The following is a 12327-nucleotide window of genomic DNA, read 5'->3' on the forward strand; positions in this document are numbered from 1 at the left end:
CCGCGTCAGGCCTGAGCGGAGTACTTCTTCTCGGTGGCGGCCTTCGCGGGGCGCCACCAGTCCTCGTTGGCGCGGTACCAGTCGATGGTGGCGGCGAGTCCTGCGTCGAAGTCGGTGTAGCGGGGGCGCCAGTCGAGTTCGGTGCGCAGGCGGGTGGAGTCGATGGCGTAGCGGAGGTCGTGTCCGGCGCGGTCGGTGACGTGGTCGAAGGCGTCCTCGGGCTGTCCGAAGGCGGTGAGGATGCGGGTGACGACGTCGAGGTTGCTCTTCTCGCCGTCGGCGCCGATGAGGTAGGTCTCGCCGATCTCGCCGCGGTCGATGATGGCCCAGACGCCGGTGTTGTGGTCGTCGACGTGGATCCAGTCGCGGACGTTGGCGCCGGTGCCGTAGAGCTTGGGGCGGATGCCGTCGATGGCGTTGGTGATCTGGCGGGGGATGAACTTCTCGACGTGCTGGTAGGGGCCGTAGTTGTTGGAGCAGTTGGAGATCGTGGCGCGCACGCCGAAGGAGCGCACCCAGGCGCGCACGAGCAGGTCGCTGGCGGCCTTGGTCGAGGAGTAGGGGCTGGAGGGGTTGTAGGGGGTGCGCTCGGTGAAGCGCGCAGGGTCGTCGAGCTCGAGGTCGCCGTAGACCTCGTCCGTCGAGATGTGGTGGTACCGCACGTCGTGCGCGCGCACCGCCTGGAGGAGCGCGAAGGTGCCGATGACGTTCGTCGCGAGGAAGGGCGTCGGGTCGTGCAGCGAGTTGTCGTTGTGCGACTCCGCAGCGAAGTGCACCACGAGATCCGCATCGGCGACCAGCCGGTCCACGAGCTCGGCGTCGGCGACGTCGCCCTCGACCAGCCGCACGCGGTCGGCGACGGGGGCGAGGGAGTCGCGGCTGCCCGCGTAGGTGAGCTTGTCGAGCACGGTGATCCGCGCGTCGGGACGCTCGCGCAGGGTCAGGTGGACGAAGTTGCTGCCGATGAAGCCGGCACCGCCGGTGACGAGGATCCGCACGGGGTTCTCCTGGAGGTCGGGGAGGTCGGGGAGGCCGGGCTCAGCGGCCCGCGTTCACGCCTTCGAGTCTGAGAAGGCGGTGGAGGTAGGCGCCGTAGCCGCTCTTGACCAGCGGTGCGGCGAGCTCGGCGAGGCGGGTGTCGTCGATCCAGGAGTTGCGCCAGGCGATCTCCTCGATGCAGCCGATCTTGAACCCCTGCCGCTGCTCGATCACGCGCACGAACTCCGTCGCCTCGATCATCGAGTCGAAGGTCCCGGTGTCGAGCCAGGCCGTTCCCCGGTCGAGCACCTGGACGTTCAGCCGCCCCGCCTCGAGGTAGCGCTCGTTGATCGTCGAGATCTCGAGCTCGCCGCGGGCCGAGGGCGTGATCGTCCTCGCGATCGCCACGACGTCGTTGTCGTAGAAGTAGAGGCCGGGCACGGCGTAGTTGCTGCGCGGCTGCTCGGGCTTCTCCTCGATGGAGACGGCTCGGAAGTGCTCGTCGAACTCGACGACTCCGTAGGCGCGCGGGTCGGCGACCTGGTAGGCGAAGATGACGGCGCCCTCGATCGTGGTGTTCGCCGCGAGGGCGGTGCCCAGGGCGGTGCCGTGGAAGATGTTGTCGCCCAGGACCAGGGCGACGGACTCGTCGCCGATGAACTCCTCACCGATCAGGAACGCCTGCGCGAGCCCGTCGGGGGACGGCTGCACGGCGTACTCGATCCGCATGCCCAGGCTCGACCCGTCGCCCAGCAGGGCGCGGAACTGGTCGTTGTACTCGGGCGTCGTGATCACGAGGACCTCGTCGATCCCGGCCATCATCAGCGTCGACAGCGGGTAGTAGATCATCGGCTTGTCGTAGATCGGCATCAGCTGCTTCGAGATGCCCTTGGTGATCGGCCACAGGCGCGACCCCGATCCGCCTGCGAGGACGATGCCCCTCATGAGGCGACCGCCCGGGCCGCCGCGATGGGACGGAGGAGCGGCAGGCTCCCCGATCGGCGAGGAGCGGACGAGTCGGCGCGGAGTCGGATGTGCAGCACGGTCGCAACGCTACACAAGGCGATCGGTCCTCGAGAGGAGCCGACGCCCCGGAGGCGCGAAAGAGCGCAGCGGGCCACTCTTCTGACGGAACGCGCCATTGCTGCGGACCGTCCTGGGCCCGCGAATAGCCTTCGAGCGCTGTGCTCCCGTCCGTCATTCTCGACGCGAGGCGGCCCGAACCAGTGAGGAGGCGGTCCCGATCAGTCCGCGATCCGCCGGTGTCAGATCCGCCGGTGCACGATCCGCCGGTGCATCGTCTGCCCGACACGCGCGCGCGTGCGCTTCGCGCCGGCGCACAGTCAGAACGAACCCGTGCTGCACACCGCGCCCGCCGTCCCGATGACGGCCGGGTCTCCCCGGGCCGTCCCGCTTCCCGCCGCGGTCCTCCTCTGTCATGCGCTCGTCGCGGCGGCGGCCGACCGGGTGGGCGTGCGAGTGCTCTTCGTCAAAGGTCCGACGGCGCAGCTGCAAGGTCTGCGCTCCCCGAGGATCTCGTCCGACACGGACGTCCTCGTCCCCGAGGAGAGCCTGTCAGCCCTGGTCGCCGAGCTCAGCAGCAGGGGATGGCTCGTCCGCCCCGAGGATCCTGACAAGGCCTTCCTGCAGCCGCATTCCATCACGCTGTACAGCCCGAGCTGGCCCTGCGACATCGACCTGCACTTCCGGTTCCCCGGGATGGAGGAGGAGTGGGGCGCGGTGTTCGACCGTCTGTGGTCGCGACGCACGAGGGTCGATGTCGCGCACCGGGCGATCACCGTGCCGTCGTCCGGGGACCACCTCGGGATCCTCCTGCTGAACGAGCTCCGCTCGCGGTCCGACGGCTCCGCCCAGCTCGACGAGATCCGGGACCTCGCAGTGGAGCGCCCGCACGAGCTGCTGGACTTCGCGCTCGGGACGGGAGCCGTCGGTCCGCTCCGCCAGGTGCTCGAGCTGCTCCCTGAGAGCCAGGGCGTCGTCTATCCGCGCCTCTCGCGGAACTGGCGGTGGCACACCCGTACGAGCTCGGATTCGGCTCGGCGCATCATCGCCGTACTTCAGGCTCCGTGGCGGGAGAAGCCGCGGCTGGTCCTCCACTCCGTGTTCGCCCCGCTCGAGGTCGTGCGCATCACCGACCTCCGCGCCGACGCTTCACTGCGGTCGCTCGCCGTCAAGAACCTCCAGCGATGGTCCCGAGCGCTCACGCACCTGTGCGGGTCGCTGCGAGAAGTCGTCCACTACTTCCTCGCTCCACCGCGCCGCTGAGCGCGCACTGATCGGAAAGGCCACCATGCGCATCCTGTTCCTCGCGGACGACCTGCTCTTCCCCACCACCAACGGCGGACGCGTCGAGCTGCTCGGAGAGATCCGGTGCCTGGTCGAGGCGGGCCACGAGCTCGACCTGGTGGTCTTCCACCGGGAGCCCGTCGACTCCGCTGTCCGAGACCTGCATACGGCACTGGTTCCAGGTGCCGTGCTCGTTCCGCGTGGCGGGCTCGGTCACACGAGTCTCCGCCGGCCTTCACAGCCCTACCAGCTCGCATCGCGTCGTGCTCCGCGCCCCGTCCCGGAGTACCACCCCGATGTCATCGTGGCCTCCCACGAGTGGACTCTGCGCGCCGCCCGCACCTGGAGCCGGCGCACCGGGGCACCGGTCCTCCTCCGAAGCCACAACGACGAGAAGGCGTTCCTCCGGTCCCTCGCCCGCCACACAGGAGGCGGACACGCTCTCTATCTCCGGGCCGAGGCGGCCCGCCTCGGCCTCTCCGTCCGCGCCGGCCTGCTCCACGCCGTCGCCGCGGTCGGAGTCATCTCGCCGGAGGACTCCGGCGCCTACCGTCGGTTCCGCGGCCCTGTGGAGTACCTGCCTCCGGTCTTCGACGACGCGCGGCTTCCGGTGGGCCCCACGGTCGTTGCAGAGGACCGAGTCGCCTTCGTGGGATCCCTCGACCAGTCGCACACCGAGACGGGGCTGCGCTGGTTCATCGCGGAGGTCCTCCCTCGGATCCGCCGGATCCGCCCCGACGTCCGGCTCCTGGTCGCGGGCCGCCGAGCCTCCGGCTCCCTCGCTTCCTTCCTCCGCGAGACTCCCGGAGTCGATTTCGCCGGGGAGGTCGATGATCCCGGCCCGTTCTACGCCGCGCGGGTGTTCGTCAATCCGATCTTCTCGGGCAGTGGAGTGAACATGAAGATGGGAGCACCGGGTGCGGCCGGCCAGCCGGTCGTGTCGACACGCCACGGGGTTCGCGGCCTCGGGTCCTTCGAGTCGGCCGCGCTCGTGGCCGACACCCCGGAGGAGTTCGCTCGGGCGTGCTCCCTGCTCCTGTCCGATGACGACGAGTGGGCGGATCGGTCGGCGCGGATGCGGCGGGCGGCCTCTGCGCACTCTCCTGCTCGAGTGGGCGAGGCCTGGACGCAGCTGCTCGAACGCGTCGCGGGCTGAACCGCCTCACGCGGAGCTGCGCTCGAGGAGCCCGTGCTCGAGGAGCTCGGCCAGGAAGCGCTCGACGTCTCCGGCGATCTGCTCGCTCGCGACGCGGTAGGCGTCTGCCAGCGCGTCGACGACGAGCTCGGTCGTGCAGTGGCGCGGGTCCGCCGCCGCGACCACCGACCAGATCGAGGCGGCTGTGTCGCTCAGCACCAGCGGCTCGGCGGCGCCGACGATGAGAAGCGCCACCACGGCGTCCTCCGTCCGGACCCATGCGGCGTCGTCGGAGATCCGCCATGACCAGGGCATGGTCGGAGTCACCGCCAGGGGGCGGCGCGCCGCCCGGACGGCTCGCTCGGGGTGCGCGGCGGGTCGAGGCGATGAAGGGCGAGCGGCGGCGTGACCGCACGAGCACGGCTTCTGTCGGCAGTGCCGGCGACGAGCGGACCCTCGGATCCGGTCACGGCGAAGAAGCAGAGCACCAGCGGCAGCCAGGTGCACCAGGCCAGCAGGTCGACCGTGTCGATCCGCAGCGGCGTCTCCGCGATCGAGATGCCGATCAGGGTCAGCAGGAAGTACGACACCTTGCGCATCGGGCGTCCGATCGGGAGCATCAGGACGCGAGCGACAGCCAGTCCGAACAGGACGGCGAAGAGCATGGCGGCGACGAGACCCGAGGTCGTCATCAGAGTCACGAACTCGTTGTGACCGTGATAGGAGGGAGCGCCGAGGGCCGTGGCGATGGCACCGCCGATCCCGTAGACATCGAGCCCGCTGCCGAACAGGAGCGCCGTCGGAGACCCCCAGTGCTCCCTCGAGTAGATCCAGATCTGGCCCCGTGCGGTGAAGGCCAGTGGATCGGTCGTGAGGATCGGGAGGGCCACGACCACCGACGTGATCGCCACGGCACCGAGGACGGTGAGGATCCGGAGGACCCGGCCCTTCCGCGCGGCCAGCAGGACGAGCACGACGGCGGTGCTCACGGCGAGGCCTGCCCAGGAGGTGCGGCTCGCGGTCAGCAGGAGCGCCCACAGACCCACGGCGAACGAGGCGAGGCCGAGAAGCCTCCGCTTGAAGAGGAGCATCAGAGGCATGGTCGAGCTCAGGACCATGCCGAGGATGTTCCCCTGCGGGTAGATGCCGCCGAGCGTCCTGTCGCCGATCAGCGCCTTCTCGTTGAGGGTGGCGTAGCTCTCGGACATCCACCCGGTGCCGGAGGGGATGAGCGCGAGGCTGGCGACGGCGACGAGCAGCCCGACGGCGCCGATGATCCCGAGGTCTTCGAAGCGCGGCTGCACGCTCCATCCGACGACGAGCAGGACGGCGATCGCGTAGTAGGAGAAGCGGAGGCCGGACGCCTCGTTCGCGACGAAGTCGGCCACCGTGACGACCGCGAAGAAGACGAGGAAGAGGATGAGAGCTGTCAGCTGCGGGAAGCGCCGCACCTGCGCGACGTTGGCGACGACGACGCCGAGGCAGGCCAGGACGAAGGCGGCGGCGGCGACGTTCCCGGCGAGCTCGCCCGCACCTGTCGCGACCACGGTGCCGGTCGAGGTGGCGGTAGCTGCGGCCCGTCCGCCGACCAGCAGGTTCACGACGCTTCTCGAGGACCCCAGCGCAAAGGTGACGAGCGCGATCACGAGGACCTGGCCACGCCGTCTCCGTCGATCTCTCGCCTCGGCGAGGTCCGCGGGAGCAGCGGCACCGAGCGTTGCGGGTCCGCGTCCGGTGGGCGGGACGGTCCGGGCGGTCACGATCGATCGTCTCCTTCGGATCCAGCCGAGAGGCGCCTCCCGTGCAGCGGAGGCGGCATCCGGCTTCGAGCGTCCGCCGTCCGCACTGCGGCGAGTGTAGGCGCGCTGCGGTGCCCTGAGACGGTCGGTGGCGCGTTCTGTGCGTCGGACGTGCGCGATCGGTCGCGAGGCGGCTGCGGCCTCCTACGCTGGGCGGGCTTCCTCGTCGAGGAGGCGCTCGCCGTGCGGTCCCGCGGCCGGGCCGGCGCCCTCCGGCCGGCATGCCGCCGAGCGCACGACCATGCGTTCCCGGGCCGATCAGACGACAGAACGAGGAGATCCCGTGCCGATCCTGCCCTTCATGCGCCATGCGGCGAGCGCCGCTGCGAAGCGCGCGCGCTTCGCCCTCTGGCGGGCCACCGGCGCGGTGCGGTCGTCGCCGCTCACGGGCACCGCGCCGGTGGCCGTGTCCCTCACCTCGTTCGGGCCGCGCATCCCGGACGTCGACCTCGTCATCGAGTCGATCGGCTCCGGCTACACCCGCCCGCGCAGGCTCGTGCTGTGGCTGAGCGAGTCCGACCTGTCACGCCCCCTGCCCCGTCGCCTGCTCCGCCTGCAGCGGCGAGGACTCGAGATCGCCGCCTGCCCCGACTACCGCTCCCACAAGAAGTACTACCCCTACGCCGTGGAGGCCGAGCGGATCGAGCTCCCGCTGGTCACGGCCGACGACGACGTCCACTACGGGCGCGACTGGCTGGCGGGGCTCGTCCGAGTCGGCGCGGCCCATCCTGACGACGTCGTGGCCTACCGGTCGAAGGAGATGACGTTCGACCGCGAGGGCCGGGTGCGGCCCTATGATTCGTGGCCGATGAGAGCGTCGACCGAGGCGTCCTCCCGAGTCTTCAACACGGGAGTCGCGGGCGTCCTCTATCCCGTGGCGGTCCTCGAGGAGGCGCGGCGGCACGGCACCGCCTTCATGGACCACTGCCCCGACGGCGACGACCTGTGGCTGCACCGGTGCACCCTCCGCGCCGGAGCGGTCTCCCGGCAGGTCCGAGCTCGTGCGCTCGACGTGCCGGGGATCCCCGGCGCTCAGCGGGTCTCGCTCATGTCGGCGAACATCGAGCAGGGCGGCAACGACCGGCAGCTCAGGGCGACCTACTCCGACGCCGACCTGGCCGCGATCCGGGACGATCCCCGTGCCTGACGCGGAACAAGGGCACCGGGGGGACCGACCGCGCCGCGACGCCCGCTCCCGCCCGGGCGCGCAGACCCATGAGAGCCGCGCGGTGGCCGGTGCGAAGTGGACGGCGTTCTCGGTGGTCGGCGGGAGCCTCGGGCAGATCCTGCAGATCTTCGTCCTCGCCCGGATCCTCGGTCAGGAGGAGTTCGGCCTGGTCGCCATGATCACCATCCTCAACTCCCTGCTCGACGTCTTCATCGGCCTCGGCCTGACGAACGCGCTGATCGTGCGCCGCTCGGTGACGTCGTCCGAGCTGTCCTCGGTGCACTGGTTGAACGTCGGGTTCTCTGCTCTCGTCGTGCTGATCGTCGCGGGCGCGAGCCCGGCCGTCGCCGCGTTCTTCCACGCCCCGGGGGCCTGGCCCCTGCTCGTGATCGGCTCCTCCGCGTTCCTCATCACCTCCTGGGGACAGGCGGCACGGGCCATGCTCGAGAAGCGGCTGCTGTTCAAGCCGCTCGGGATCGCCGACGTGCTCTTCGCCGCCCTGCTCCTCTCGGTGTCGCTCGTTCTGGCGCTGGCCGGTGCGGGCGCGGCGAGCGCCGCCTGGGCGGTCGTCGTCGCCTCCGCCGGGCGGACCGCGGTCTTCCTCGTGGCGGGACGACGCTACTTCCGCCTCCGCCGGCGGTTCCGGTGGTCCGATACCCGCAGATTCCTGAGCTTCGGCGTGCTCCAGTCCCTCGACGGAGTCCTCAACTACATCGGCAACACCCTCAGCTCCATCTCGACCGGCCGGTTCGTCAGCACCGCCGCTCTGGGCGGCTACAACCTGGCCTTCAACGTCGGCGTGAGCATCCCCGGGCGGATCAATCCGATCATCACGCGGGTCCTCTTCCCCTACTTCGCACTGATCCAGGACGATCTCGGCCGCATCCGGCAGAACTATCTGCGCATGGTCACCCTCTGCGGTCTGGCGAGCATCCCGCTGCTCGTCGGTGTCGCACTCACCGCGGAGGACGTCATGGTCCTCGTCTTCGGGCGCACCTGGGCCGGGTACGGCGAAGTCCTGGCCCTGCTCGCGGTCGTCGGAATGCTCCGAGCACTGGGGAACCCGCTCGGATCGCTGCTGCAGGCGACGGACAACGTCCGGCTCGGCCTCGCCTTCAATCTCGTCCGGACCACTGTCAACATCCCCCTGGTCATCGTGTCCACGATGACCGGGGGAGTCCTCGGCGCGGCCTGGTCGATGGTCGCCATGGGCGCGATGAGCTACGTGATCGGATTCCTCTGCTTGCGCCGCATCACGCGCGCCACCCTCCGCGAGTACCTCGCCTCGACGCTCTCGCCGTTCCTCCACTCGGTGCCGCTCGCGCTCGCCGTGGTGGCGGTCGGACTGCTCCTGCAGTCGTCGCCGACCGTGCTCCGCTTCGCCGCGCAGGTCGTGGCCGCAGTGCTCGCGCTCCTGATCACCCTCGTCCTCTCGCGCGACGCCACCGTCGTCCTGCTGGTGGGCACGGCGAGGGCGCGGTCGTCCCGCGCGCCTGCTCGCACGGTCGCCGTGCTGCTTCCCGTCGAGGAGCGGTTCGACGGGACCGGGGGCGCCGTCGCGAGCTGGGTCCGCAACGCCTACCGCCCCCTCTCGTCCACCCTCTCCGTCGAGGTGTTCTGCCCGGCGGCCTCCCCGGACTTCGCCTCAGGGGTGCCCCTCGCACCGCTGCGCTCGTACTCCGCTCTGGACCGGCTTCTGCGCGGGGCGAGCCGCGCGGCGGGCGCTCTGACGCGGCGGAATCCCCACGGCGTCCTGCGCCTCCTCACGCTCCAGGGCGTCGTCTGGGTCTGGTGGTGCTCGCCCTCCCTCGCGCGCGCGGACGTGGTCCACATCCACAACCGTCCCGGCTACGCGGTCCAGCTGCGACGGTCCGGGTACGCCGGCCGGATCGTCCTGCACATGCACAACGACGCGGTCGACTCGGTGGAGAGCTGGGTCCGCCGCGGCTTCGGCGCTCGCCGCGGAGTCGATGAAGTCCTCCGCTCGGTCGACGACTGGGCCTTCTGCAGCGGGTACCTGAGGCGCAGGGCGGTCGACCTGCTCGGTGTGCCCGGGGACCGGTCGAGCGTCCTCTACAACGGAGCCACCGTGGTGGCGGGCTCCCGGTCGGATCGTGGGCGTCCCGAGGTGGTCTCGGCGCTGTTCGCCGGGCGCCTGATCGCCGAGAAGGGAGTGGTGGAAGCTGTGCGCGTGTGCGGTGCAGCCAATCGGATCGCCCCGACGACCCTCGACGTCTACGGCGGCAAAGCGACGGGGAGCTCGACCGGGGAGTCTCCTTACATCCGGCGGGTCCGCGAGGAGGCGCGGCGCGTGAACGAGGAGTGCGGCGTCGAGCGGGTGCGCGTCCACGGCTTCGTGACCCCCCATGTCCTGCTCGAGGAGATGGCACGAGCGGACGTCCTGCTCTACCCCTGTCGGTGGGAGGAGCCGTTCGGCATGGTGCTGGTCGACGCGATGTCGGTCGGGACGCCGGTCGTCGCTCCCGCCCGGGGCGGCATCCCCGAGATCATCGATGACGGGGTGGACGGTCGCCTGCTGCCACCCGATGCCGATGATCAGGAGTTCGCCGAGGCGATCGTGGGGTTGGCGCTGTCGGACCGCTATCCCGCGATGGCGCGTCGAGCTGTCGAGAAGGCGTCGACGCTGTTCTCCTGGGACTCCATCGCGGAGGAGCTGCAGCGGGTGCTGCGCGCCGATGGACCGGTACTCACAGGTGACCGGCGATGACGCGCTCGAGCGACAGCATCGCCGTGTACGACCGTGCGCGCACCGTGCACCTGGAGCGCTTCGCCCACCTCGGAGTCCGGCTGGTCTTCCGCGCCCGCAACTACGACTTCGACGAAGCCGTCGCAGGTCGGGCCTCGTACCGTCGGCTCGGACGCGTCCGGACCGCGGTGCACCTCCTCCGCACCCCGTACAGGACCGTGGAACTGAACGAGCCGTTCCAGCTGAACGCCTGGCCGGGACTCCTCCTGCACCTCGCCGCGATCCGGACCTCCGACGCGCTGCGCCGCAGGCACACCGTCGTGAGCGCGTACGCCATCGGCAACGACGATCTCGCTGCGAACATCGCGGGCTACACCCGCCTCCCTCTGTCCGTGTGCCGCCCGATCGCGGCCGCGATGATGCGGCTGCTCGTCGGCGGCTACGACCGCATCGCTTTCGGCATCCCCGCCGCGGAGCAGGTCTATCGTCGGCTGGCCGGCGCCGCTCTCGACGGCGTGAGGACCCGGCTCTTCGGCGCTCTGGCTCCGGCCTGCACCGAGCATCCGCTTCCTCCGACCCGACAGCGGCGGCTCGTCTTCCTCGGCTCCCTCGAGGCCCGCAAAGGCGTCGAGCACCTCCTCAGAGCCTGGCCGGCGATCGCCGACGGCGCCGACGGCGCCAGCATCCTCGGCAAAGGCGAGCTGGCTCCACGCGTGTCCGACCTCGCCGAGTCCGACGACAGGGTCGAGTTCGTCGAGGACCCGCCGGGGGAGACGATCCATGCGCGGCTGGCGGAGGCCTCCGTGCTGGTGCTCTTCTCGCAGCGCACCCCGCGGTGGCGCGAGCAGGTGGGCCTCCCGATCCTCGAAGGGCTGTCGCACGGGTGCACCGTCGTCGCGTCCACCGAGACGGGTATCGCCGACTGGCTGCGCGCCCGCGGGCACACGGTTCTCGATGCCGACGCCGATCCGGCAGTACTCGCACACGCGATCCGCGCCGCTCTCGAGCGGCCTCTGCCCGTGTCGCAGGTGCTCGCTTCGCTGCCGGCTCAGGACACCCGGTTGGACGCTGCCGCCTGGATGATCCAGCACTGAGCTCCGCGCCGGACGCTCCGGGATGGTCGGCGCGCGGAAGCGCAGGCCCGTCTTCCGCACTCACCCGGGGACGGACCCGGATGTCCTGACCCGCCCGTGCTCGATGGCAGGTTCCCGTCGAGGTCGGCCGGCCCACATATCGGGAGAAGACTCTCCTCTGATCGAAGAACCGGGGGGCTCTTGTCGCACGTCCTATCGATCGTTCGGATGAAGGCGCGGCGCTCTGATTCCGGAGAGCATTCCCCGAAGAGAGGCACGAGTCTTCGCCACTCGGCCGCTCTTCTCCTTGAACAGCGGCTTGACGACACTCCGTAGAGTCTCGATGAGCCCCCGGCCCAGAAGGAGATCGGCTTTCCGGGTGTACTGCGAGCAGACTCTTATCCGATTGAACGCGTAGTAGTAGTAGTAAGTGGTGCTCCTGCCGATTCCGGCCGAGCTCGACCCGCCCTCGAGGTGCATGATGCGCGCCTGCGGAACGACCGTCAGCTCGATGCCCGACCGTGAGGCGCGCACCGACAGTTCGCTGTCCTCCCAGTAGAGGAAGAGGTCGTCCCGGAAGCCGCCGAGGGCGTGCCAGGTCGTCATGGTCGTCGTCATCGCCGCTCCCGTCATGAACCGGGTGGGGAACGCCCGGGTCGGAAGGCCGTCCGGCGATCGGCCGTAACCCGAGTGGGTCGACCGGCCGGACGGGAGGGAGAGCTCGCCGCCGGCGAACCACACCCCTCCCGTCGCATCGAGGATCAGAGGAGAGGCGATGGTCCTCGGGTGCGTGGCGAGATGCTCCTCGAGCACGGCCACGCACCCGGGCGCGACGACCGTGTCGGGGTTGAGGATCCAGAGCACGTCCTCGTCGGGAGCCTCGACGCTGTCGGCGAGTCTGTTCACTCCTGCGCCGAATCCGAGGTTGGTCGGGCTGACCGAGACCTGCATCCGCTCGTCGGAGCGGGCGACCTCCTCGAGGATCCGGACCTGCTCGGGACCGGAGCCGTTCTCCAGCACGCGGATCGAGTCCACGGGCTCGTCGCGGAGCGAGGCGACAAGCGCTCTGACGAGTTCGGCGGACGCGTAGTTGACGATCAGGACGTGGACGCTGATGACGGTTCCTCCGTAGTGGTGGATGCCGGTGCCGCTCCGGCGGG

General features: G+C 70.3%; 10 protein-coding genes. 5 read left to right on the forward strand and 5 right to left on the reverse strand.

The window, feature by feature from the left end; genetic code table 11:
- Positions 1–5 precede the first annotated feature (5 nt).
- Together rfbB and rfbA are read right to left on the reverse strand one after the other, a co-directional pair.
- Positions 6–998 (reverse strand): dTDP-glucose 4,6-dehydratase, encoded by a 993-nt coding sequence (gene rfbB / locus C5D08_RS11280; protein ID WP_104277110.1) that lies wholly within the window; start codon positions 996–998, stop codon positions 6–8.
- 40 nt (positions 999–1038) lie between these two features.
- Positions 1039–1923: a glucose-1-phosphate thymidylyltransferase RfbA gene (gene rfbA / locus C5D08_RS11285; RefSeq protein ID WP_104277111.1), complete on the reverse strand. Its 885-nt coding sequence runs from the start codon at positions 1921–1923 to the stop codon at positions 1039–1041.
- Between the two features lie 411 nt (positions 1924–2334).
- Between rfbA and C5D08_RS11290 the strand changes: the two genes are divergently transcribed.
- Both C5D08_RS11290 and C5D08_RS11295 read left to right on the forward strand, forming a co-directional pair.
- A complete protein-coding gene (locus C5D08_RS11290; protein ID WP_104355547.1) occupies positions 2335–3264 on the forward strand; it encodes a nucleotidyltransferase family protein in 930 nt (309 codons plus the stop codon).
- A 25-nt stretch (positions 3265–3289) separates the two neighbouring features.
- Positions 3290–4441: a glycosyltransferase gene (locus C5D08_RS11295; protein WP_104277113.1), complete on the forward strand. Its 1152-nt coding sequence runs from the start codon at positions 3290–3292 to the stop codon at positions 4439–4441.
- A gap of 6 nt (positions 4442–4447) precedes the next feature.
- On the opposite strand, the gene C5D08_RS17035 is transcribed toward C5D08_RS11295, so the two are convergent.
- Both C5D08_RS17035 and C5D08_RS17040 read right to left on the reverse strand, forming a co-directional pair.
- On the reverse strand, positions 4448–4735 hold the full coding sequence (locus C5D08_RS17035) for a PqqD family protein (protein ID WP_181109942.1): 288 nt from the start codon (positions 4733–4735) through the stop codon (positions 4448–4450).
- 8 nt (positions 4736–4743) lie between these two features.
- Entirely contained in the window at positions 4744–6021 is a 1278-nt protein-coding gene (locus C5D08_RS17040; protein ID WP_181109945.1) for an O-antigen ligase, read from the reverse strand.
- A 481-nt stretch (positions 6022–6502) separates the two neighbouring features.
- On the opposite strand from C5D08_RS17040, the gene C5D08_RS16690 reads away from it, so the two are divergent.
- The 3 genes from C5D08_RS16690 (at position 6503) to C5D08_RS11310 (ending at position 11188) form a co-directional block, all read left to right on the forward strand.
- Positions 6503–7366 carry a hypothetical protein gene (locus C5D08_RS16690; RefSeq protein WP_146082484.1) on the forward strand — a complete coding sequence of 288 codons (864 nt, stop codon included), beginning with the start codon at positions 6503–6505 and terminating at the stop codon, positions 7364–7366.
- A gap of 82 nt (positions 7367–7448) precedes the next feature.
- Positions 7449–10115, forward strand: a complete 2667-nt coding sequence (locus C5D08_RS11305; protein WP_146086041.1) for an MOP flippase family protein — start codon at positions 7449–7451, stop codon at positions 10113–10115.
- Entirely contained in the window at positions 10112–11188 is a 1077-nt protein-coding gene (locus C5D08_RS11310) for a glycosyltransferase (protein WP_104277115.1), read from the forward strand. Before C5D08_RS11305 ends, C5D08_RS11310 begins: the two co-directional genes overlap by 4 nt.
- A 192-nt stretch (positions 11189–11380) precedes the next feature.
- Here C5D08_RS11310 and C5D08_RS11315 read toward each other — a convergent pair whose 3' ends face one another.
- Positions 11381–12307: a glycosyltransferase family 2 protein gene (locus tag C5D08_RS11315; RefSeq protein WP_104277116.1), complete on the reverse strand. Its 927-nt coding sequence runs from the start codon at positions 12305–12307 to the stop codon at positions 11381–11383.
- Positions 12308–12327: the final 20 nt, after the last annotated feature.

It is taken from the genome of Rathayibacter sp. AY1B6 (genome assembly GCF_002932755.1).
Classification (GTDB): domain Bacteria; phylum Actinomycetota; class Actinomycetes; order Actinomycetales; family Microbacteriaceae; genus Rathayibacter.